A 23,636-nucleotide genomic window follows, 5' to 3' on the forward strand; every position below is an offset into this window, starting at 1 on the left:
CTGAACAGAGAACGCTATGCAGTACCCGATTAACGAGATGTTCCAGACCCTGCAAGGTGAGGGTTATTTTACCGGCGTCCCCGCCATTTTTATTCGTTTACAGGGATGCCCGGTTGGCTGTGCCTGGTGCGACACCAAACACACATGGGATAAGCTTGAGGATCGGGAAGTTTCCCTGTACAGCATTCTGGCGAAAACCAAAGAAAGCGATAAATGGGGAGCGGCGAGCAGCGAAGATCTGCTGGCCGTGATTGGCCGACAGGGATACACCGCGCGTCATGTCGTCATTACCGGCGGCGAACCCTGCATTCATGACCTGATGCCCCTCACTGACCTGCTCGAAAAGAACGGCTTTAGCTGCCAGATTGAGACCAGCGGTACGCACGAAGTACGTTGTACGCCAAACACCTGGGTGACGGTTTCTCCGAAGGTGAGTATGCGTGGTGGTTATGAGGTTCTGTCTCAGGCGCTGGAACGTGCGAATGAGATCAAACATCCGGTCGGTCGCGTGCGCGATATTGAAGCGCTGGATGAACTGCTCGCTACGCTGAGTGATGAAAAGCCCCGAGTGATTGCCCTGCAACCCATCAGCCAGAAAGAAGACGCCACGCGTCTGTGCATTGAAACCTGCATTGCACGCAACTGGCGTCTGTCAATGCAGACGCACAAGTATCTGAATATCGCCTGAGCTGAATTACTGTCAGTCGCGATTTAATCGGTGGAAATTGGGTGCTGGTAAAAATACAGTGCATTCAATTGGTTATATTTAGAGGTATGTTCCCCGCGTCAGCGGGGATAAACCGTCCCGTTTTATCCTGGGTAACTGCGTCGATATGTGTTCCCCGCGTCAGCGGGGAACCGACAACAGAGAAAGATGCGTTGAAGAAAAATACACAGAAAAAAAGGATTACCGGTTAATCCACTAGAAAAAACGCGCTTATTCCCCGCGATAGACACAGCCCGCCGTACAGGTCTCTTTCACCATTACCGCGCTCAGCAGAGGGACAACCGGTTTAACCTGATCCCAAATCCATTTCGCCAGTACTTCGCTGGTCGGGTTTTCAAGACCGGGAATGTCATTCAGGTAGTAATGGTCAAGCCTGTCATAAGTTGGCTTAAACGCCGCTTTGAGCTCGGCGAAATCGATAATCCAACCCGTATGTGGGCAGACTTCACCGGTGACTTCAAGGCGCACCATAAAAGAGTGTCCGTGCAGACGGCCACATTTATGCCCTTGCGGAACATGAGGCAAACGGTGGGCGGCTTCGAAGGTGAAATCTTTAAACAGGGTGGTGGTCATCTTTATATTCTCAGTCAGGCAAAAACCGCTGTAGGGTAGCGGAAAGCTCATTTTTTATCATTAACTAAAACGACTTTTGGTCGCCGACGCGGACATTTTCTACCTTTATATTAAATAACTGTTTATATATCATTGAGTTATTTAATCACTTTTGTCGTTAATAACAATAGCTAAAACAGGTTAGTCCATTTGGTTATTTGTTATTTCCAACCCTTCTTTAATTGTTACTATCAGCGCCGTTACCCTTATCATCAGTTTGGGTTTTATGACTGAAATCCGCTTTGCTTACTGGAACATAACGACGCATGACGACACAGGCCCCACCTTCCGCTTTGCTTCCGCTGAACCCGGAGCAACTGGCACGCCTCCAGGCGGCTACAACCGATCTTACTCCTACGCAGCTTGCATGGGTTTCTGGCTATTTCTGGGGCGTGCTGAATCAGCAGCCTGGCGCGGCCGTCTCGACGCCAGCCCCTGTGGTTGAAATGCCGGGTATCACGCTGATTTCCGCGTCGCAAACGGGCAATGCGCGCCGTGTGGCGGAAGCATTACGTGATGACCTGCTGGCGGCAAAACTCAGCGTCACGCTGGTGAACGCGGGCGACTATAAATTCAAACAGATCGCCAATGAGAAACTGCTGGTTATCGTGACCTCCACGCAGGGAGAAGGCGAACCGCCGGAAGAAGCCGTCGCGTTGCACAAGTTCCTGTTCTCTAAAAAAGCCCCGGCACTGAACAACACTGCGTTTGCCATATTTGGCCTGGGCGACACGTCATACGAATTTTTCTGCCAGTCGGGTAAGGATTTTGACAGCAAGCTGGCGGAACTTGGCGCTGAGCGTTTGTTAGATCGCGTTGACGCCGATGTGGAATATCAGGCTGCGGCCGTCGAGTGGCGTGCCCGTGTGGTTGACGTATTGAAAGCACGTGCGCCGGTTGCGACACAGGCTCAGGCGGTTGCCAGTGGCGCGGTGAACGAGATCCACTCCAGTCCGTACAGCAAAGAAGCGCCTCTGAGCGCTACGCTTTCGGTGAATCAAAAAATCACCGGACGTGATTCTGAAAAAGATGTGCGCCATATCGAAATCGACCTCGGTGATTCGGGCCTGCGCTACCAGCCAGGCGATGCGCTGGGCGTCTGGTATCAAAACGATCCTGCCCTGGTAAAAGAGATTGTTGAACTGGTCTGGCTGAAAGGTGATGAGTTGGTGACGGTCGAGGGCAAGTCACTCCCGCTGTCCGAAGCGTTGCAGTGGCATTTTGAACTGACGGTCAACACCGCCAATATCGTTGAAAATTATGCCACCTTAACGCGCAGTGAGTCGTTGCTGCCGCTGGTCGGCGACAAAGCAAAGTTACAGCATTACGCCACCACGACACCTGTCGTTGATATGTTGCGCTTTTCCCCGGCGCAACTCGATGCGCAAGCGTTGGTGGATCTGTTACGCCCGTTGACGCCGCGCCTGTATTCCATTGCCTCGTCACAGGCCGAAGTGGAGAGCGAAGTGCATATCACCGTGGGCGCGGTGCGTTATGAAGTCGAAGGCCGCGCGCGTGCCGGCGGCGCATCCAGTTTCCTCGCCGATCGCATTGAAGAGGATGGCGAAGTACGTGTGTTCATCGAACATAACGATAACTTCCGCCTGCCGACGAATCCTGAAACTCCGGTGATTATGATTGGGCCGGGGACCGGCATCGCTCCGTTTCGCGCCTTTATGCAGCAGCGCGCCGCCGAGGAAGCCACGGGTAAAAACTGGCTGTTCTTTGGCAATCCCCACTTTACTGAAGATTTTCTCTACCAGGTGGAATGGCAACGTTACGTCAAAGAGGGCGTACTGAACCGTATCGATCTCGCCTGGTCACGGGACCAGAAAGAAAAAGTTTACGTACAAGACAAACTGCGCGAACAGGGCGCAGAACTGTGGCGCTGGATTAATGACGGTGCGCACATTTATGTCTGTGGCGACGCTAATCGCATGGCGAAAGACGTTGAGCAGGCACTGCTGGACGTGATTGCTGAATTCGGCGGGATGGACGCGGAATCAGCGGATGAATTTTTAAGTGAGCTGCGCGTTGAGCGCCGTTATCAGCGAGATGTCTACTAATGAGCGAAAAACATCCAGGACCCCTGGTGGTCGAAGGTAAACTGACCGACGCCGAGCGCATGAAGCTGGAGAGCAACTATCTGCGCGGCACCATTGCTGAAGATCTGAATGATGGGCTCACCGGCGGTTTCAACGGTGATAACTTTCTGCTGATCCGTTTTCACGGCATGTATCAGCAGGATGACCGTGATATCCGCGCGGAACGCGCCGAGCAGAAGCTGGAGCCGCGTCATGCGATGCTGCTGCGTTGCCGCCTGCCGGGAGGCGTTATCACCACTAAACAGTGGCAGGCGATTGATAAATTTGCCGGTGAAAATACGATTTACGGCAGCATTCGTCTCACCAACCGTCAGACGTTCCAGTTCCACGGTATTCTGAAAAAGAACGTAAAGCCGGCTCATCAGATGCTGCATTCCGTAGGGCTGGACGCGCTGGCGACCGCCAACGACATGAACCGTAACGTGTTGTGTACTTCGAACCCGTATGAATCTGAGCTGCACGCTGAGGCGTACGAGTGGGCGAAAAAGATCTCCGAGCATCTGCTGCCGCGCACCCGCGCCTATGCGGAAATCTGGCTTGATCAGGAAAAAGTGGCGACCACTGACGAAGAACCGATCCTCGGTCAGACCTATCTGCCACGTAAGTTTAAAACCACGGTGGTGATCCCGCCGCAGAATGACATCGATCTGCATGCCAACGACATGAATTTTGTCGCAATAGCGGAAAACGGCAAACTGGTGGGATTCAACCTGCTGGTGGGTGGTGGACTTTCTATTGAGCACGGGAACAAGAAAACCTATGCGCGCACGGCGAGTGAGTTTGGTTATCTGCCGTTGGAGCACACTCTGGCCGTTGCTGAAGCGGTGGTGACGACCCAACGCGACTGGGGTAACCGTACCGATCGTAAGAACGCGAAAACCAAATACACTCTGGAGCGCGTCGGCGTGGAGACGTTCAAAGCGGAAGTGGAACGTCGCGCAGGGATCAAATTTGAACCGATTCGGCCATACGAGTTTACCGGTCGCGGCGATCGCATTGGCTGGGTGAAGGGCATCGACAATAAATGGCACCTGACGCTGTTTATCGAAAATGGCCGCATCCTTGACTATCCGGGACGTCCGCTGAAAACGGGCCTGCTGGAGATCGCGAAAATCCATAAAGGCGAGTTCCGGATCACCGCCAATCAGAATCTGATCATTGCGGGCGTTCCGGAAGATCAAAAGGTGAAGATTGAGAAGATTGCGCAGGAAAGCGGGTTGATGAACACCGTGACGCCGCAGCGTGAAAACTCCATGGCCTGCGTGTCGTTCCCGACCTGTCCGCTGGCGATGGCGGAGGCCGAGCGCTTCCTGCCGACGTTTATCGATAAGATTGACGGGCTGATGGCGAAACATAACGTTAGCGATGAGCATATCGTCATGCGCGTCACAGGCTGCCCGAATGGTTGTGGCCGCGCGATGTTGGCGGAAGTGGGGCTGGTGGGTAAAGCACCGGGTCGTTATAACCTGCACCTGGGCGGTAACCGTATCGGCACGCGTATCCCGCGCATGTTCAAAGAGAACATCACGGAACCGGAAATCCTTGATTCGCTCGATGAACTGATTGGGCGCTGGGCGAAAGAGCGCGAAGCGGGTGAAGGCTTCGGCGACTTTACGGTGCGTGCGGGCATTATTCGTCCGGTGCTCGATCCCGCGCGGGATTTCTGGGAGTAACGTCTTATTGCCGGATGGCGTCGTGAACGCCTTATCCGGCCTACCAATTTTGTAGACCTGATAAGCGAGCACCATCAGACAAAGCCGTTGTAGGCCTGATAAGCGAAGCGCCATCAGGCAAGGCAAACAGTGAGGAATCTATGTCCAGACTCGATCTACACGCTCTTAACGCTCTGCCGAAAGTCGAGCGCGTGATGGCGCTGGCTGAAATCAACAGCCAACTGGAAAAACGTGATGCCGAAGGCCGCGTAGCATGGGCGCTGGAGAATTTGCCTGGCGAATACGTCCTCTCATCAAGCTTTGGGATTCAGGCTGCGGTTAGCCTGCATCTGGTTAATCAGATCCGCCCGGATATTCCGGTGATCCTCACCGATACCGGCTACCTGTTCCCGGAAACCTACCAGTTTATCGATGAGTTGACGGACAAACTCAAGCTGAATCTGAAAGTCTATCGCGCCACCGAGAGCGCCGCCTGGCAGGAAGCGCGTTACGGTAAACTGTGGGAGCAGGGTGTTGAGGGCATTGAGAAATACAATGAGATCAACAAAGTCGAACCGATGAACCGGGCGTTGCAGGAACTCAACGCGCAAACCTGGTTTGCGGGACTGCGACGCGAACAGTCCGGCAGCCGTGCGCATCTGCCTGTGCTGGCTATCCAGCGCGGGGTTTTTAAAGTGCTGCCGATTATCGACTGGGATAACCGCACGGTTTACCAGTACCTGCAACAGCACGGATTGAAATACCATCCGCTGTGGGAGCAGGGGTATCTTTCGGTCGGCGATACGCATACCACGCGTAAATGGGAACCCGGCATGGCGGAAGAAGAGACGCGCTTCTTTGGCCTGAAACGGGAATGCGGATTGCACGAAGGTTAACTGTAACTGGATTACGTACATTCCATCTTTGATGGGTGGAATGTATTTTTGACTCTCACTCTCTCCCCACCTTTTCAACGTTTAAAATAACAATCTTCCCCTCTGTATTAATTACTCTTTTTGTGAATAACTTTTACCACTAATATTTATACCATTGATATTTAATAACAAAAAAGTCTTCAATCGGACTTTTTTGTTCCTGCCATCATTAATGTTGCGACTTACGTCACTCTCTGCCCTCTTTGGACATGTAAAGCTAATTATTAGAACGTTAATTATTATGCTGTTGGAATGAAAGGGAGTTCGTCGGGTTATGTTCCACTATTGGGGAAAAAGTAATAGCCGTGAAAAAGAGGGCGGCGATGATTATCACCTGTTGTGCTGGCACTCTCTGGATGTCGCAGCGTGTGGATACTGGATGGTGCAGCATAATTCATTTGGCCTTGCCGATCTCTTTTTACAGTCAGGTATTGACGATCGCGAACGCGCCGCACAATTTTTCGCGTGGTTATTATGCTGGCATGATATCGGGAAATTCGCCCATTCATTTCAACAACTCTATCGTCATGCCGGGTTGAATACCCTGGATGATAAAATCCGCCATTACGAAAAAATACCCCATGCCACCCTGGGGTATTGGTTATGGAAAAACGTGCTGCGGGAGCGAGACGCCTTATTTCCCGCCTCCTTGTTACCCCCGCGTAAGCTGCGGCAAATCACAGGACGCTGGATGCCTGCGGTCACGGGGCATCATGGTCAGCCGCCTGATTCTCCGGATGAAATCGCCAATTTTCGCCCGCAGGATAAAGAGGCCGCGTATCAATTTCTCCTGAACATAAAAGCGCTCTTCCCACAGCTTGCAGTGCCGGAGTGCTGGGCGGAAGACGACGAAAACGCTCGTTTTAACTCGCTTTCATGGATTTACTCCGCCGCGATTGTTCTGGCTGACTGGAGCGGATCCGCTACGCGCTATTTTCCGCGCATCGCGTCTGAAATGCCGCTGGAAACTTACTGGCAGCAGACGCTGGAGAAAGCGAAACGTGCGGTTTCCGCTTTACCGCCTGCGGCAAGCGTTGCGCCATTTCGCGGGATAAAGGCGCTTTTTCCTTTTATCGAGCATCCAACGCCATTACAGCAGAAGGCGCTGGAAGTCGATATCACCACTCCTGGCGCGCAGTTGTTCATTCTGGAAGACATCACCGGTGCAGGCAAAACGGAAGCGGCGCTGATCCTGACGCACCGGCTGATGGCGGCCGGAAAAGCGCAGGGGATCTACTTCGGCCTGCCGACGATGGCGACCGCCAATGCTATGTTTCGGCGAATGTCTGACACATGTCTGGCGTTGTATCAACCCGGCTCGCGGCCCGGTCTGATACTGGCGCATAGCGCCCGCCATCTGGTGCCGGAATTTAGCCAGTCGGTGTGGATAGCTGACGCCGCAGGGTCGGAAGAGGCGGATGACAGGCACTCCTACAGCCAGGGCTGCGCCGCCTGGTTTACCGACAGTAATAAAAAGGCGCTGCTCGCGGACGTCGGTGTGGGCACCCTCGACCAGGCCATGATGGCTGTGATGCCGTTTAAACATAACAACCTGCGTCTCCTGGGGTTAAAAAACAAGGTGTTACTGGCTGATGAGATCCATGCCTGTGACGCTTATATGTCGTTCATTCTGGAAGGCCTGATTGAAAAGCAGGCTCGTGATGGCAATCCGACAATCTTACTTTCCGCAACGTTATCCCAGCAGCAGCGCGATCGGCTGATCGCCGCCTTTCATCGTGGCATTGGCGGCACGGGTGAAGCGCCGCTGTTAGGTTATGACGATTATCCCTGGCTAACGCAGGTCAGCGCCGCGGAGGTCATCTCGGTGCGTGTTGGCGCGCGCAAAGAGGTGGAGCGCAGCGTTGGCATCAACTGGCTGTACAGCGAGCAGTCGTGCGTTGCGCATATTCTGGAGGCGGTCAGCCAGGGGAAATGCGTCGCGTGGGTGCGCAATTCGGTGGATGACGCCATTCGTAGCTGGCGTCAACTGATTGCCGGGGGCGCGGACACTGAGAATACGCTGCTGTTTCATAGCCGTTTTGCCTTTCACGATCGCCAAAGGATTGAGGATCAGACGCTGGCGTTCTTTGGCAAACAGAGCGCCACCCAGCGCGCAGGCAAAATCATTATCGCGACTCAGGTGATCGAGCAGAGTCTGGATATTGATGTCGACCTGATGCTTTCAGATTTAGCGCCTGTGGATTTACTGATTCAGCGGGCCGGGCGGTTGCAGCGACATGTGCGCGACATTCACGGTCAGGCAAAGGCGTCTGGCTGCGAGGAGCGTTGTCCGCCGGAGCTGATTATTCTTGCGCCCGAGTGGGAGGAAAACCCTGATGAAACATGGCTTTCCGGCGCAATGCGTAACAGCGCCTTTGTCTATCCCGATCACGGGAAGCTGTGGCTGACCCAGCGAGTCCTGCGGGAACAGGGGGAGATCCGTATGCCACAGTCGGCCCGCTTGCTGATTGAAGCGGTGTACGGCGAAGACATTCCCGTCCCTGCGGGGCTTGCGAAATCCAGCGAACAGCAGTTGGGGAAATATTACTGCGATCGGGCTATCGCAGACCACAACACGCTTAACCTCAACGCGGGGTATCAGCCCTGCGTGCATAACTATCTCCCGGACAGTCTGTCCACTCGTCTTGCTGAAGAGTCTGTTCCCCTGTGGCTGGCAAAAAACACGGCTGACGGTGTAGCGCCTTATGCGCCGGGTGATAACGCCTGGGAGATGAGTGCGTTGAAGGTTCGAAGGAGTTGGTGGAATAAACACCGCGACGAATTCACTTTGCTGGAAGGAGAGCCTTTCCAGAGGTGGTGCATTGAACAACGCAAAGACAGTGAATTTGCCATTGTGATACTGGTGACTGAATCGCCCGGCTGCGGCTATTCGGCACAGGAAGGATTGACCGGGAAAATGGAGGTTTGACGAATACCTGTATGGAATCTTTTTCACTCTTAACGACGCCCTGGCTTCCCGTCTGTTTTAAGGACGGTTCCACGGGAAAGCTTGCGCCAGTCGATCTGGCGGATGAAAACGTCACGGATATTGTCGCCACACGGCCGGATTTACAGGGGGCCGCCTGGCAGTTTCTGCTGGGGTTGCTACAGAGCACGCTGGCCCCGAAAACCTGTGATGACTGGGAAGCGATCTGGGAAGATGGATTGCGAAACGAAGCGGTTCGCCGCGCTTTGGCGCCTCTGGAGGCCGCATTTCAGTTTGGCGATGTATTTCCCTCGTTTATGCAGGATTTTGAGCCGCTAAGCGGGGAAAAGGTTGCTATTGCGTCCCTCTTGCCGGAAATACCCGGCGCGCAAACAATCAAACTTAACAAAGACCTGTTTATTAAGCGCGACGTGACCCGACACTTCTGTCCGCACTGCGCCGCGCTGGCGCTTTTCTCGTTGCAGTTGAATGCCCCTTCCGGCGGGAAAGGCTACCGCACCGGCTTGCGTGGCGGCGGGCCGATGACCACGCTGGTGGAACTGCACTCGTTTCAGGGCGAGAGGAAAACACCGCTGTGGCGCAAGTTGTGGCTGAACGTGATGCCGCAACAGGAATCTGGGCTGGCGTTGCCCGCGCAGTACGATGACGCGATTTTCCCGTGGCTTGCCCCCACGCGTACCAGCGAACGGGCTGACGCGGTGGTTACCAAAGAGCAGGTGAACAAGCTTCAGGCCTACTGGGGAATGCCACGGCGCATTCGCCTTGATTTCAAGGTCGTGCAGTCGGGACGTTGCGATCTCTGTGGCGCTCACAGTGACGAGTTGCTTAGTGCGATGACCGTTAAAAACTACGGCATCAATTATGCCGCGTGGGAACACCCGCTAACGGCATATCGGTTGGCGTCAAAAGAAGCTGAAGAGAACGAAAAAGCGGAAAAGTACTCCGTCAAGCCGCAACCCGGCGGGCTTATCTGGCGTGACTGGCTGGGGCTGTCTCAGAAGACAACGGGCGGCGGAAATAACGAACATCCTGCTCAGGTGGTGCGTCTGTTTTCACTCTATCGCCCGGCGAATGCTGTGACTGGGATGTGGGGCTTCGGCTTTGACTTCGACAATATGAAAGCGCGCTGCTGGTATGAACACCACCTTCCGTTGCTGTTAACACCGGAAATTAAGTCTGATTTGCGCCAGGCCGCGGATACCGCCTCCCGCATCCTGAGCCTGTTGCGCAGTGCGCTGAAAGAGGCCTGGTTTTCCGAGGCGCGGGGCGATTACAGCTTTATCGATATCGACTTCTGGCATCTGACCCAGGGACGATTCCTCGAACTGATCCGCCAGCTTGAGGATGGCAGAGACAGCAGCGACACGTTAAGTGAATGGAACCGATGGCTGTGGCGATTTGCCCGGGACTATTTTGATAACCACGTTTTTACCAACCCTCAGGAAAGTAGCGATCTAAAGCAAATCATGCTCGCACGTAAAAAATATTTCACCTCATCGGCGGATAAGCAGCGCGCGAAAGCCGCCAAAGCGAACAAGCAGGAGGCAGCGCAATGAGTATTGTGAAGGACGAACATAAAACGACGTTGCGTAAATGGCACGCAATGTTGCAGGAAAAACGCGGTCTGCGCGCCAGTCTGCGGCGTAGCGTGACGATCAACGAAAGCTGCGTGAGCGACGGATTTCACGCTTTGCTGATGGAAACGCATACGCTGTGGAAAGTTCAACATCAGGAGTGGCGTTTTATGGCGCTGGCGATAACCGCGGCGCTGGCCGCGCATGTTCGCGCCATTGATGAGCGCCAGAGTTTTGCTGCGCAATTGGGGCAGTCTGGTGGGGGAGTAATGTCTGAACTGCGTTTCAAGCGTCTGCTCGCAGTCAAAACGCCGGATGAACTGCTGCGCCAGTTGCGCCGCGCCATCAGGTTATTGAATGGCTCGGTCAACCTGATTTCGCTGGCGGAAGATATTTTCGTCTGGTGTCGGGAGCAGGACGACCTGATGAAGCATATCCGCCAGCAGCAAAGGCCAACAGAATTTATTCGTATCCGCTGGGCGCTGGAATATTACCAGGCTGGCAATACCGATATCGATGACAAAGCAATTACCGCATAAGGATAAGGATTTTCAGATGACGACTTTTATTCAGCTCCATTTACTGACTGCATACCCGGCTGCCAACCTTAACCGCGACGATACCGGCGCACCCAAAACGTTAGTGCTGGGCGGCGCCACGCGGCTGCGTATTTCTTCGCAAAGCCTCAAGCGCGCGTGGCGTACTTCCGAACTGTTTGAGTCTGCGCTCGCCGGGCATATTGGCACTCGTAGCGGGCGAATCGGGCGGGAAGCCGCAGAAATGATGATCGCCAGCGGCGTTGAAGAGAAAAAAGCCATTGAGTGGGCAAGAGCCATCGCCGCCTGTTTCGGCAAAGTCAAAAATGAAAAGAAAACCGATGATCCATTAGTCAATACCGAAACCGAGCAACTGGTTCATATCAGCCCGGTTGAGCGAAATGCGGTACACGCACTGGCGCATAAACTGGCAGAAGAAAAACGCCCGCCCACCGATGATGAGGTGAGTTTGCTGCGCCACGATCGCATGGCGGTGGATATTGCCATGTTTGGCCGAATGCTGGCGGACAAACCGGATTTCAATGTTGAAGCTGCCTGCCAGGTCGCCCATGCCTTCGGGGTTGGAGAAACGATTGTGGAAGATGACTTCTTTACCGCCGTGGATGATTTGCGTAACGCGGCAAAAGACACCGCCGGGGCGGGGCATCTTGGTGAAACCGGGTTTGGTTCGGCGCTTTTCTACACCTACATCTGCATCGATCGCGATCTGCTGGTGAAAAACCTTAACGGGGACGAAGCGCTGGCTAACCGTACATTACGCGCGTTTACCGAAGCGACCTTTAAAATCTCCCCGACTGGCAAACAAAACAGCTTTGCCAGCCGCGCTTACGCCTCCTGGGCGTTGGTGGAAAAAGGCGACGATCAGCCGCGTTCGCTGGCTGCTGCGTTTTACAACCCGGTTAACGGCACTCAGCAACTGGAGACCGCGATTCGTCATATCACTCAGCTTCGGGACAATATGAATGAGGTGTACAGCCAGAAGCCGACTTTTGCATCTTTTGATGTGCAGCGCAAAGAGGGAAACATGGCGGATGTGCTTGATTTCATCTGTGCATAAGGGGGCGGATCGGGATGAATCAGTATCTGGTATTTCAATTACATGGGCCAATGGCCTCCTGGGGCGTTGATGCGCCAGGCGAGGTCCGCCACACGCATGAGCTGCCGTCGCGTTCCGCACTGCTGGGATTACTGGCGGCGGCGTTGGGTATTCGGCGTGACGAAAAGGCGCGTCTGGATGCGTTCAATCAGCATTATCAGTTTGTTATCTGCGCCAGCGTTCAGCCCCGCTGGGCACGGGATTACCATACGGTACAGATGCCGAGAGAAGTACGAAAAGCGCGGTATTTTAGTCGCCGTGAAGAGTTGAGTAATCCGGAATTATTGAGCGCGCTCATTTCACGCCGCGACTACTATACCGATGCATGGTGGATGGTAGCGGTTAAGTCGACCTCGGGCGCGCCAGTTGCGCTTGACGCATTACGCGACGCGCTACTCAAGCCCGTCTTTCCGCTCTACCTCGGCAGAAAAAGCCACCCGCTGGGGCTACCTCTGCTTCCCTTGCTGCTGGAGGGAAATGCGCCTGAGGTCTTGCAGGAGGCGCATCGTGTTTATCGCGAAAAGCTCCTCGCGCTCAACAGCGTAAAGGTAAAAATGGCGGCACTACAGCCGGAATGCTGGTGGGAGGGTGAGCATGACGGGTTAACGGAAAGCAAACTTCATCGTCGTCGCGACCAGCCCTTAAGCCGTCAGCACTGGTTGTTTGGCGAGAGAACCGTCAGCCAGGGGACGCTGTCGTTCGAGGAGGGATTATGTACCTCTCAAAAATAACGCTGTACACCAGCGAGCTGTCGCCTTCGCAGTTGTTACAGCTGGTCAACAGCGGCGAATACGTCATGCACCAGTGGTTGTGGGCGCTGTTTCCCGGTCAACAACAGCGCCAGTTTCTTTACCGACGTGAAGAGTTGCAGGGCGCGTTTCGCTTTTTTGTCCTTTCGCTTGAGGCTCCCGCGCAAAGCGACATTTTCACCGTGGAGACCCGCGCGTTCTCACCTGATATCGCGACGGGTCAACTACTACGTTTCAGTCTGCGCGCAAACCCGACTATCTGTAAGGCGGGCAAGCGTCACGATCTGCTTATGGAGGCGAAATACCGTTTAAGGGGGCAGGTTGAGCCTGCGGAAATCTGGTCACATCAGCAGCAGGCGGCGCAGGAGTGGCTTGAGCGGCAGGGGGAACAGAGTGGCTTCGGACTGGTTCAGGTCAACGTTGAAGCTTACCGCCAGCAGATGATCCGTAAAGAAAAATCGCGCGTTATCCAGTTCAGCAGTGTCGATTACTCCGGCGTGCTGACGGTGAATGATCCCCAGCGTTTTCTGCATCAGATCGCGCTGGGATACGGTAAAAGCCGCGCATTCGGCTGTGGTTTGATGCTCATAAAGCCTGAGAGCGCAGCATGAGTTTTGTCCCGCTCAACCCAATTCCGCTAAAGGATCGCACCTCGATGATCTTTCTGCAGTATGGGCATCTGGATGTACTGGACGGCGCGTTTGTGCTGATCGATAAAACGGGCGTGCGCACCCATATCCCGGTGGGGTCGGTGGCCTGCATTATGCTGGAGACGGGCACGCGCATTTCTCACGCCGCTGTCCGGCTCGCCTCGACGGTCGGAACACTGCTTGTCTGGGTGGGGGAGGCCGGAGTTCGGGTGTATGCCTCTGGTCAACCGGGAGGCGCGCGGGCGGATAAGCTGCTTTATCAGGCAAAGCTGGCACTGGATGACGATCTCCGTCTGAAGGTGGTGCGCAAAATGTACGAGCTACGTTTTCGCGAACCTCCGCCCGCTCGCCGTTCAGTTGAGCAACTGCGCGGTATCGAGGGGGCGCGGGTGCGCCAGACCTATGCGCTGCTGGCGAAACGTTATGGCGTGAAATGGCACGGACGGAATTACGATCCAAAAGCCTGGGAAAAAGGGGATGTGGTGAACCGGTGCATCAGCGCTGCGACCTCCTGTTTGTATGGGATTACCGAAGCGGCGGTGCTTGCTGCGGGTTACGCGCCCGCGATTGGGTTTATCCATAGCGGTAAACCGCTCTCGTTTGTCTATGATATTGCCGACATTGTCAAATTCGATACGGTCGTACCGAAAGCGTTCGAGATTGCTTCGCGACATCCCGCAGAGCCAGACAGGGAAGTGAGGCTGGCCTGTCGGGATATTTTCCGCAGTACCCGGCTGACGGGGAAGCTGATTCCGCTGATTGAAGAGGTGCTTGCCGCGGGAGAGATTGAGCCGCCGCAGCCTGCTCCGGATATGCTGCCTCCGGCGATACCTGAACCTTCTTCCATTGGTGATGAAGGGCATCGGGGACACGGCGGATGAGTATGGTCGTGGTGGTCACGGAAAATGTGCCTCCGCGACTGCGGGGGCGGCTGGCAGTCTGGTTGCTGGAAATCCGCGCGGGAATTTATGTCGGTGATGTATCGAAACGCGTACGTGAAATGATCTGGCAGCAGGTCACGCAACTGGGCGGAGAGGGGAATGTCGCAATGGCCTGGGCGACCAATACAGAGTCGGGTTTCGAGTTTCAGACCTGGGGTGAAAACCGCCGCATTCCGGTAGATTTAGATGGTCTTCGGTTGGTTTCTTTTCTTCCTGTTTAAAATCAACAAATTAGATGCTCTTTAATATTATGGATTTGTAGGTAAACTGTTGGTAGATTGTTTTTTGTTCGCAGGTAATTGATATATCGATCTATTTTCTAAGTGTGTTCCCCGCGCCAGCGGGGATAAACCGGTTAATTCGATTATCCCTTGCCTGGTGGAGTCGTGTTCCCCGCGCCAGCGGGGATAAACCGGCCCCAAGATTCCACCAATGAAACACTAAGAGGGTGTTCCCCGCGCCAGCGGGGATAAACCGACCGAGTTAATGGATATGAACGTTCTCGCTACGTGTTCCCCGCGCCAGCGGGGATAAACCGGTTGGGTATCGGCGATGCATCCTTAAGAGGGGGTGTTCCCCGCGCCAGCGGGGATAAACCGAATTAACATGGTGTTGATTAACGTTAACTGGAGTGTTCCCCGCGCCAGCGGGGATAAACCGCCCATCAGGGTTGCGACGTACTGCGGATCGAGGTGTTCCCCGCGCCAGCGGGGATAAACCGAATTTTTGACGAGGTAATTATGGCAAATACCGGTGTTCCCCGCGCCAGCGGGGATAAACCGTTGAGCAGAGTGACGTTATTGCCTTCCACGTGGTGTTCCCCGCGCCAGCGGGGATAAACCGCGCCCCGGACTCGTAGAGAGCGCCAGCCAAAAGTGTTCCCCGCGCCAGCGGGGATAAACCGGAGTCAACTTCAAAAATCGGTGCGCTATTTCAGTGTTCCCCGCGCCAGCGGGGATAAACCGTTGCGGGGCGGCGGCCGTCGTTCTGTAGTGGCGTGTTCCCCGCGCCAGCGGGGATAAACCGTTGTCTGGCTGGCCGACGCCGGTCGCGAATACGTGTTCCCCGCGCCAGCGGGGATAAACCGTTCGACACCATCCCCTTTTTGAGGCCACGGCAGTGTTCCCCGCGCCAGCGGGGATAAACCGCCAGCAAAGATGTCGTCATCTTCTGCGCCTTCGTGTTCCCCGCGCCAGCGGGGATAAACCGCAGTGGGCGAAATTGAGGGATGCCGACCGGCGGTGTTCCCCGCGCCAGCGGGGATAAACCGAATTAATTTACGCTCTAAAGACGTAAATTCAAGTGTTCCCCGCGCCAGCGGGGATAAACCGATATTCAGGACGCTGAACACGAGAGTCAGGGGGTGTTCCCCGCGCCAGCGGGGATAAACCGTAACTTTCGATCTTATCTTTCTCACTCTTAGGGTGTTCCCCGCGCCAGCGGGGATAAACCGGGGCTGAGGGCCGCAGAGCGGTATATAAAATAGTGTTCCCCGCGCCAGCGGGGATAAACCGGTTCTGTAGCTTGATGAATTTTCCCTGAATCAGTGTTCCCCGCGCCAGCGGGGATAAACCGCAGTGGGCTTTTCCAGACTCCCAAATATCAAAGTGTTCCCCGCGCCAGCGGGGATAAACCGGCTGGCTTGGGATATCGCGGCGTTTACTGTAAGTGTTCCCCGCGCCAGCGGGGATAAACCGGAGCAAAGGACCGTATATATCAGTTAATTGAAGTGTTCCCCGCGCCAGCGGGGATAAACCGGTCGTTGTTTCACTGACGCCCGACTCATTTTTGTGTTCCCCGCGCCAGCGGGGATAAACCGGCTGAAAGTTACCCAATGTTCGGACTGAAATCGTGTTCCCCGCGCCAGCGGGGATAAACCGTTTATTTTGACTTTAAGTGTGCGCGGCCGATGCGTGTTCCCCGCGCCAGCGGGGATAAACCGGCTTTGCTGGCGTCTGGAGTACGTTGAAGGTCGTGTTCCCCGCGCCAGCGGGGATAAACCGTCAAACATCCATTCACTCCGCAAGCTGTCAGAGTGTTCCCCGCGCCAGCGGGGATAAACCGGATTCCAACGGTGAACCCGTTGACGAGGGTGTGTGTTCCCCGCGCCAGCGGGGATAAACCGCGTCTTTGTACGAGGAAAACTGTTTTATAACTGTGTTCCCCGCGCCAGCGGGGATAAACCGGTAGCGCTGGCACCAACAAAAACCAGACTATTGTGTTCCCCGCGCCAGCGGGGATAAACCGTGACCAGTGGCGGCCGCTTTGACCACCTATGGGTGTTCCCCGCGCCAGCGGGGATAAACCGCAACAATCAGAGCTGGCGGCAGACTCAACGAAGTGTTCCCCGCGCCAGCGGGGATAAACCGCGCTTTTTTCAACTCGTCGTTCTTCGGGGTAGGTCTTCCCCGCGCCAGCGGGGATAAACCGTAAGAGTGATAAAACAATTTTCCTCATATAGAGTGTTCCCCGCGCCAGCGGGGATAAACCGGACAGATTAATAACAGCGTGTTTTTTGGTATGGTGTTCCCCGCGCCAGCGGGGATAAACCGGGTGGAATTGCGTTCCGGAAATCATGCCGTACGTGTTCCCCGCGCCAGCGGGGATAAACCGTCTCTTTTGGGTGTACACAAATCAGACGGATAGTGTTCCCCGCGCCAGCGGGGATAAACCGCTCCGACCGGTCATCTCTGCGACTTCTGCGTTGTGTTCCCCGCGCCAGCGGGGATAAACCGGGAATACATTTAACTCTCTTGGATATGATACAGGTGTTCCCCGCGCCAGCGGGGATAAACCGAGTTAATGGCGCAATTGACTTATGATTATTTTGTGTTCCCCGCGCCAGCGGGGATAAACCGGTAACGTAATTGATAAATATACAAATGACAAAGTGTTCCCCGCGCCAGCGGGGATAAACCGGATTTATCTCCATTGGGTTTAATAAGTCGTGGGTGTTCCCCGCGCCAGCGGGGATAAACCGGGTTGATTATAACGGAACTTTTAATTGGGATGGTGTTCCCCGTGCCAGCGGGGATAAACCGGCGCGGCAGGTTCATTTTTTTATAACTGGTGTGTGTTCCCCGCGCCAGCGGGGATAAACCGCATAATGTGAATATCAGCAATCTGGTGATGATGTGTTCCCCGCGTCAGCGGGGATAAACCGCAGTAGCCGCACAACATGTTTTGACACTGGTGGTGTTCCCCACGCCAGCGGGGATAAACCGCCTTTTCGTGGTGCCATTTTATACTCCGTTTAGTGTTCCCCGCGCCAGCGGGGATAAACCGTTGTAGTAGTCGGCTACACTTTTACGCCATTCGTTTTCCTCGCGTTAGCGGGGAAAACGAGTTCCATACAATGGGATCTGATATCAATGTAGTATTTCCCGACACAGCGAAAATAAGCCGAATATGTAATTTACTTCTTAACTATAAGAAGTAAACGTCTGAAAGTATTACCCCTGGCTGTTTTATAAATTGAATTGTTTTACCCTTGGAGAGGTTATTGCCGGGAGTGATGACATTAATTTAATTTTGAGGGATTAAACAGATGAGAAAAACTATTTTAATTGCGGCGCTGACTCTGGCTTCAGGCTCTTCTTTTGCTGCAATTACTGATACCTGCCAGCAATATTTTGCCGATGTTGATGCGCTGATCGTAGAGGCATCAAAAACCAGCGAACAAGCCAAACAGCAGATGGAAGCCATGAAGCCACAGCTGGAACAGGCTAAGAAGCAGCTCGCGGAGTTACCGACTGAAAGTCAGGACACGGGGTGCAAACAGGGCGCCGCAGCGCTGGTGCAAATGAAACAATCTATGGGAATTAAATAATTCAATAATTGAACGATTAAATAATCAAATAATTAAAAATATTAATGTTGTAATGAACATATAACGTCATAATATTTTCGAGCGTTAAGTAAAGTCAGGATAATGGTCGGGTCATTATCCTGACTTTTTTACTAACTCGCTTTCGCTAATTCTCTGACCAGCGGCAACATAATTCTTATCACATCGCGATGACGATGTTCAATGCGTCCTGGCAGCGCCTTATCAATATGCTGTTGATTATCCAGTCGCACATCGTGCCAGCTAGTCCCTGCCGGGAAAGAGGCGGTTTTCGCCCGCTGTTGGTAGCCATCTTTTTTACCCAGATTCCAGTTGGTGGCTTCAACATAAAGCACCGAAATTCCTGCTTTATCAAATAGTTCTGCGTCATTACAGCAACCAGTACCTTTGGGGTAGTCCTTATTCAGTCCTGGGTTGGTGGCTGCTGCTATTCCGTGGCTGCGGGCAATGGCTAATGCCCGATCCCGGGTTAACTTGCGTACCGCTTCCGGTGTACTTTGCCCACTGTTGAAATAGAGCTTGTCGCCGACGATCAGGTTGTCGAGGTTAATCACCAGCAGCGTATTTTTCTTCTCTGCTGCGCTCATGCGTTTCAGCAGATTTTCGGCGCCCAGTTTTCCCTCTTCCTCACCGCTGGTTGCAATAAAACGAATACCGTATTCGGTCGGCACATCTTTCAGCCGTTGCGCCAGCTCAAGCATCACCCCCAGACCGGCGGCGTTATCATCCACGCCTTGTAGCGTCAGTCCGCCAAGATTCGCATCAACATCCGCATCGCTCTGCGGGGCGTAAGTATCCAGATGCGCCATGATAATAATCTGCTGCGGGGCCTTGCCTTCATGGGCGGCAATGACGGTACTGCCCGTGACGTTATGCCAGTTTTTATGGTTATTTATGGCGGTATAAATATAGCGGCTGTTGAACGTGCGGATATCACTGCGATACCCCATCTGTTCAAACTGCTGGCGAAGATAGTCGGCAGACAGTATTTCTGCCGGAGAGCCGGTCATCCTTCCCGGAAAAACGGTCGCTATATGACGGGTCTGGGATGTCGCAAATTCGCCTGGTTTAGGAGATGTCGCCTGTGCGGGGGCAATAAAACATACGCCGAGCGCCAGGAGGACGAAAAGACGGCGCGTTGCGGAAAACATAGTGAGTCCTTAATAGCCAACCGGGGGAAACCCTGAATACACAGCAAAATTTTTAGTCCGCGTAGTATGAAACCGTGACCGCGCTAAAACAATTTCATTTGCTCTTAAATGCCCGAAATCCGCTGGCTTAAGCACTTTTTGATATTTGCTTTGCCAGATCGTTATTCCTTTGAGGAACTACTCATTCCAATTCGTAATTTCATTCGCTCTCCGGCGCTCCCTATAGTCGGGTTATCTGACGTGCTCGACATTCGCGGTATTGTAAAGGAACGGCTATGGACCAAAAACGACTCACCCACCTGCGACAACTGGAGGCCGAAAGCATCCACATCATTCGCGAGGTGGCAGCAGAATTCTCGAATCCGGTGATGCTCTATTCAATCGGCAAAGATTCCAGCGTCATGCTGCATCTCGCGCGTAAGGCATTCTACCCGGGCTCGCTGCCGTTCCCGCTGCTGCATGTCGATACCGGCTGGAAATTCCGTGAAATGTATGAATTCCGCGATCGTACTGCCAAAGCATATGGCTGCGAGCTGCTGGTGCATAAAAACCCGGAAGGAGTGGCGATGGGTATTAACCCGTTCGTCCATGGCAGCGCCAAACACACTGATATTATGAAAACCGAAGGTCTGAAGCAGGCGCTGAATAAATACGGTTTTGATGCCGCGTTTGGCGGCGCGCGTCGCGATGAAGAAAAATCGCGAGCCAAAGAGCGCATTTATTCTTTCCGCGATCGTTTCCACCGCTGGGATCCTAAAAATCAGCGTCCCGAGCTGTGGCATAACTACAACGGGCAGATTAACAAAGGCGAAAGCATCCGCGTCTTCCCGCTTTCTAACTGGACGGAACAGGATATCTGGCAATACATCTGGCTGGAAAATATTGAGATTGTTCCCCTCTATCTGGCGGCTGAGCGTCCGGTTCTGGAACGTGACGGCATGTTGATGATGATTGATGACGATCGCATCGATTTACAGCCCGGCGAGATGATTAAGAAACGGATGGTTCGATTCCGTACGCTGGGCTGCTGGCCGCTGACGGGCGCGGTGGAGTCCACAGCGCAAACGCTGCCGGAAATTATTGAAGAGATGCTGGTTTCGACCACCAGTGAACGTCAGGGCCGCGTGATCGACCGCGACCAGGCGGGCTCGATGGAGCTGAAGAAGCGTCAGGGGTATTTCTAAGGAGCCGCCATGAACACCACACTTGCACAACAAATCGCCAATGAAGGCGGCGTCGAAGCCTGGATGATCGCCCAACAACATAAAAGTCTGCTGCGCTTTTTAACCTGCGGCAGCGTGGACGATGGCAAAAGTACCCTGATTGGTCGTCTGTTGCACGATACGCGTCAGATTTATGAAGATCAGCTTTCTTCGCTGCATAACGACAGTAAGCGGCACGGCACACAGGGTGAAAAGCTGGATCTGGCGCTACTGGTAGATGGTCTGCAGGCCGAGCGTGAGCAGGGGATTACCATTGACGTGGCGTACCGCTATTTCTCCACCGAGAAGCGCAAATTTATCATTGCCGACACGCCAGGGCACGAACAATACACCCGTAATATGGCGACCGGCGCATCTACTTGCGATCTGGCGATCCTGTTGATCGACGCCCGCAAAGGTGTGCTGGATCAGACCCGTCGTCACAGCTTTATTTCCACGCTGCTGGGGATCAAACACCTGGTGGTGGCGATCAATAAAATGGATCTGGTTGACTACAGCGAAGAGACCTTTGCGCGCATTCGGGAAGATTATCTGACGTTTGCTGAACAGTTGCCGGGTAATCTGGATATTCGCTTTGTCCCGCTTTCCGCGCTGGAAGGTGACAATGTGGCCTCCCAGAGCGTCAGCATGCCCTGGTACAGCGGCCCGACCTTACTTGAAGTGTTGGAAACGGTTGAGATCCAGCGTGTGGTCGATAGCCAGCCGATGCGCTTCCCGGTGCAGTATGTGAATCGCCCGAACCTCGATTTTCGTGGGTATTCCGGCACGCTGGCATCTGGCCGCGTGCGGGTCGGACAGCGTGTGAAGGTGCTGCCATCCGGCGTGGAATCCAGCGTCGCCCGCATCGTCACTTTCGATGGCGACCTGCAAGAAGCCTTTGCGGGTGAAGCCATTACGCTGGTACTGAAAGACGAAATTGATATCAGCCGTGGCGATCTGCTGCTGGCAGCGGAAGAAAACTTACCGGCGGTGCAAAGCGCTGCTGTCGATGTGGTCTGGATGGCGGAGCAACCGCTGGCATCAGGGCAGAGCTACGAAATCAAAATTGCTGGCAAAAAGACCCGGGCCCGCGTTGATCGCATCCAGTATCAGGTGGATATCAACAACCTGACGCAACGTGAGGTGGACACGCTGCCGCTGAACGGGATTGGTCTGGTGCATCTGACCTTTGATGAACCGCTGGTGCTGGATACCTACCAGCAGAACCCGGTCACCGGTGGGCTGATCTTTATCGATCGCCTGAGCAACGTCACCGTGGGCGCGGGTCTGGTTCGCGAGCCAATTGTTCAGGCGACTGACGCGCCGTCAGATTTCAGCGCGTTTGAACTGGAGCTGAATGCGCTGGTGCGCCGTCACTTCCCGCACTGGGGCGCACGTGATTTGTTGGGAGGAAAATAATGGCGCAGCATGACGAAAACGTCGTCTGGCATGCCCATCCCGTCACACCGCAACAGCGCGAGCAACACCACGGTCATCGTGGTGTTGTGCTGTGGTTTACCGGGCTTTCCGGGTCCGGTAAATCGACGGTTGCCGGTGCGCTGGAAGAGGCGCTGCATAAACTGGGCGTCAGTACCTATCTGCTTGATGGCGATAATGTTCGCCACGGTTTATGCAGCGATCTGGGGTTCAGCGATGCCGATCGTAAAGAGAACATCCGCCGCGTGGGTGAAGTTGCTAATTTGATGGTGGATGCCGGACTGGTGGTGCTGACGGCGTTTATTTCGCCACACCGTACAGAGCGTCAAATGGTGCGCGAGCGCGTCGGCGAAGGGCGTTTTATTGAAGTCTTTGTCGACACGCCGCTGGCAATCTGCGAGGCGCGCGACCCGAAAGGACTGTACAAGAAGGCGCGCGCGGGTGAGTTGCGCAATTTCACCGGTATTGATTCGGTATACGAAGCGCCTGAATCGCCAGAAGTTCATCTTAATGGCGAACAATTAGTAACAAATTTGGTCGCCCAATTATTAGACCTGTTGAGGCAGGAGGATATTATCAGATCCTGAGACACCGGGCCTTTGCGCCCGGTGAGTCAACGTTACAGGATTTGATATGCGCAATAGCCAGAACATTACTCTCACAACGACAGACACCTTTGCGGGCGATGACGAAGCAACCTGGTCCCTGCCTGGCGCCGTGGTGGGATTCGCTTCGTGGCTGCTGGCGTTGGGTATTCCTTTTCTGGTGTATGGTCCTAACACGTTGTTTTTCTTCATCTACACCTGGCCTTTCTTCCTGGCGTTAATGCCCGTTGCGGTCGTAGTAGGGATTGCGCTGCATTCTCTGCTCAAGGGGAAATTACGCTACAGCATTGTCGCAACGCTACTGTGCGTTTGCGCCATGTTCGGCGCGCTGTTTCTGTGGCTGCTCGGCTAAAGCGCGGCAACGGTCCATAATTCAAACCATCACCAACAATCAGATAATGTTCTCAGGGATCCGGGTATACGTTATAAAGGGCAAATGTGGTACATTTGCCCGCGTTGTTGCGGCATTCCCGCCCGCAAACGTCGTGTCGTTTGGGGAAGTATGGGATGATAATGCCGTTTTTCAGGGGGCAGGATGGGTAAACTAACGCTGCTGCTGCTGGCTTTACTGGTCTGGCTGCAGTATTCGCTGTGGTTCGGTAAGAACGGTATTCATGACTACAGCCGCGTCAATGATGACGTGGCGGCGCAGCAGGCGACAAACGCCAAACTTAAAGCGCGTAACGATCAGCTTTTCGCCGAAATTGACGATCTCAATGGCGGTCAGGAGGCGATTGAGGAACGCGCACGCAACGAACTCAGTATGACTAAACCGGGTGAAACCTTTTATCGCCTGGTGCCCGACGCGTCAAAACGCGCGCAGACTGCGGGGCAAAACACTCGTTAAAC

General features: G+C 54.1%; 20 protein-coding genes and 1 CRISPR repeat array. Of the genes, 18 read left to right on the plus strand and 2 right to left on the minus strand.

Going from position 1 to position 23,636, the window contains the following annotated elements; all coding sequences use genetic code 11:
* Window positions 1-16 precede the first annotated feature (16 nt).
* Entirely contained in the window at window positions 17-688 is a 672-nt protein-coding gene (gene queE, locus WB371_RS09130) for a 7-carboxy-7-deazaguanine synthase QueE (RefSeq protein WP_336219744.1), read from the plus strand.
* Between the two features lie 249 nt (window positions 689-937).
* Here queE and queD read toward each other — a convergent pair whose 3' ends face one another.
* On the minus strand, window positions 938-1,300 hold the full coding sequence (gene queD, locus WB371_RS09135; protein ID WP_336219869.1) for a 6-carboxytetrahydropterin synthase QueD: 363 nt from the start codon (window positions 1,298-1,300) through the stop codon (window positions 938-940).
* 305 nt (window positions 1,301-1,605) lie between these two features.
* On the opposite strand from queD, the gene cysJ reads away from it, so the two are divergent.
* The 12 genes from cysJ to WB371_RS09195 all read left to right on the plus strand — a co-directional run bounded on the left by cysJ (window position 1,606) and on the right by WB371_RS09195 (window position 18,374).
* Window positions 1,606-3,405, plus strand: coding sequence for an NADPH-dependent assimilatory sulfite reductase flavoprotein subunit (gene cysJ / locus WB371_RS09140; RefSeq protein WP_336219745.1), 1,800 nt, complete (start codon window positions 1,606-1,608; stop codon window positions 3,403-3,405).
* Window positions 3,405-5,117 (plus strand): assimilatory sulfite reductase (NADPH) hemoprotein subunit, encoded by a 1,713-nt coding sequence (gene cysI, locus WB371_RS09145; RefSeq protein WP_336219746.1) that lies wholly within the window; start codon window positions 3,405-3,407, stop codon window positions 5,115-5,117. The genes cysJ and cysI overlap by 1 nt, the downstream gene beginning before the upstream one ends.
* A gap of 140 nt (window positions 5,118-5,257) precedes the next feature.
* The gene (gene cysH, locus WB371_RS09150; RefSeq protein ID WP_336219747.1) at window positions 5,258-5,992 is read left to right on the plus strand and encodes a phosphoadenosine phosphosulfate reductase; all 735 of its coding nucleotides are present in this window, start codon (window positions 5,258-5,260) and stop codon (window positions 5,990-5,992) included.
* A 313-nt stretch (window positions 5,993-6,305) separates the two neighbouring features.
* A complete protein-coding gene (gene cas3, locus WB371_RS09155; protein ID WP_336219748.1) occupies window positions 6,306-8,960 on the plus strand; it encodes a CRISPR-associated helicase Cas3' in 2,655 nt (884 codons plus the stop codon).
* 11 nt (window positions 8,961-8,971) lie between these two features.
* On the plus strand, window positions 8,972-10,534 hold the full coding sequence (casA, locus tag WB371_RS09160; protein ID WP_336219749.1) for a type I-E CRISPR-associated protein Cse1/CasA: 1,563 nt from the start codon (window positions 8,972-8,974) through the stop codon (window positions 10,532-10,534).
* A complete protein-coding gene (gene casB / locus WB371_RS09165; protein ID WP_336219750.1) occupies window positions 10,531-11,091 on the plus strand; it encodes a type I-E CRISPR-associated protein Cse2/CasB in 561 nt (186 codons plus the stop codon). Before casA ends, casB begins: the two co-directional genes overlap by 4 nt.
* A 16-nt stretch (window positions 11,092-11,107) precedes the next feature.
* Complete coding sequence (cas7e, locus tag WB371_RS09170) at window positions 11,108-12,166, plus strand: type I-E CRISPR-associated protein Cas7/Cse4/CasC (protein WP_336219751.1); 1,059 nt, start codon at window positions 11,108-11,110, stop codon at window positions 12,164-12,166.
* 14 nt (window positions 12,167-12,180) lie between these two features.
* Window positions 12,181-12,936: a type I-E CRISPR-associated protein Cas5/CasD gene (gene cas5e / locus WB371_RS09175; protein WP_336219752.1), complete on the plus strand. Its 756-nt coding sequence runs from the start codon at window positions 12,181-12,183 to the stop codon at window positions 12,934-12,936.
* Complete coding sequence (cas6e, locus tag WB371_RS09180; protein WP_336219753.1) at window positions 12,918-13,565, plus strand: type I-E CRISPR-associated protein Cas6/Cse3/CasE; 648 nt, start codon at window positions 12,918-12,920, stop codon at window positions 13,563-13,565. Before cas5e ends, cas6e begins: the two co-directional genes overlap by 19 nt.
* The gene (cas1e, locus tag WB371_RS09185; protein WP_336219754.1) at window positions 13,562-14,485 is read left to right on the plus strand and encodes a type I-E CRISPR-associated endonuclease Cas1e; all 924 of its coding nucleotides are present in this window, start codon (window positions 13,562-13,564) and stop codon (window positions 14,483-14,485) included. Before cas6e ends, cas1e begins: the two co-directional genes overlap by 4 nt.
* Window positions 14,482-14,766 carry a type I-E CRISPR-associated endoribonuclease Cas2e gene (gene cas2e, locus WB371_RS09190; protein ID WP_336219755.1) on the plus strand — a complete coding sequence of 95 codons (285 nt, stop codon included), beginning with the start codon at window positions 14,482-14,484 and terminating at the stop codon, window positions 14,764-14,766. The genes cas1e and cas2e overlap by 4 nt, the downstream gene beginning before the upstream one ends.
* Before the next feature lie 104 nt (window positions 14,767-14,870).
* Window positions 14,871-17,830: direct repeats of the CRISPR family, unit length 29 nt; unit sequence GTGTTCCCCGCGCCAGCGGGGATAAACCG.
* A gap of 262 nt (window positions 17,831-18,092) precedes the next feature.
* On the plus strand, window positions 18,093-18,374 hold the full coding sequence (locus tag WB371_RS09195; protein ID WP_336219756.1) for a DUF5339 domain-containing protein: 282 nt from the start codon (window positions 18,093-18,095) through the stop codon (window positions 18,372-18,374).
* 131 nt (window positions 18,375-18,505) lie between these two features.
* Here the strand turns inward: WB371_RS09195 and WB371_RS09200 are convergent, their stop codons facing one another.
* A complete protein-coding gene (locus WB371_RS09200; RefSeq protein WP_336219757.1) occupies window positions 18,506-19,543 on the minus strand; it encodes an aminopeptidase in 1,038 nt (345 codons plus the stop codon).
* 275 nt (window positions 19,544-19,818) lie between these two features.
* On the opposite strand from WB371_RS09200, the gene cysD reads away from it, so the two are divergent.
* From cysD to ftsB, 5 genes are all read left to right on the plus strand, one after another.
* The gene (gene cysD, locus WB371_RS09205; protein WP_336219758.1) at window positions 19,819-20,727 is read left to right on the plus strand and encodes a sulfate adenylyltransferase subunit CysD; all 909 of its coding nucleotides are present in this window, start codon (window positions 19,819-19,821) and stop codon (window positions 20,725-20,727) included.
* Between the two features lie 9 nt (window positions 20,728-20,736).
* Window positions 20,737-22,164, plus strand: a complete 1,428-nt coding sequence (gene cysN / locus WB371_RS09210) for a sulfate adenylyltransferase subunit CysN (protein ID WP_336219759.1) — start codon at window positions 20,737-20,739, stop codon at window positions 22,162-22,164.
* Window positions 22,164-22,769, plus strand: a complete 606-nt coding sequence (cysC, locus tag WB371_RS09215) for an adenylyl-sulfate kinase (protein WP_336219760.1) — start codon at window positions 22,164-22,166, stop codon at window positions 22,767-22,769. Before cysN ends, cysC begins: the two co-directional genes overlap by 1 nt.
* Window positions 22,770-22,815: 46 nt before the next feature.
* Window positions 22,816-23,139 (plus strand): DUF3561 family protein, encoded by a 324-nt coding sequence (locus tag WB371_RS09220; protein ID WP_336219761.1) that lies wholly within the window; start codon window positions 22,816-22,818, stop codon window positions 23,137-23,139.
* A gap of 183 nt (window positions 23,140-23,322) precedes the next feature.
* Window positions 23,323-23,634, plus strand: coding sequence for a cell division protein FtsB (gene ftsB / locus WB371_RS09225; RefSeq protein ID WP_042288707.1), 312 nt, complete (start codon window positions 23,323-23,325; stop codon window positions 23,632-23,634).
* Window positions 23,635-23,636 lie beyond the last annotated feature (2 nt).

The organism is Citrobacter amalonaticus (assembly GCF_037053465.1).
Taxonomy (GTDB): domain Bacteria; phylum Pseudomonadota; class Gammaproteobacteria; order Enterobacterales; family Enterobacteriaceae; genus Citrobacter_A; species Citrobacter_A amalonaticus_H.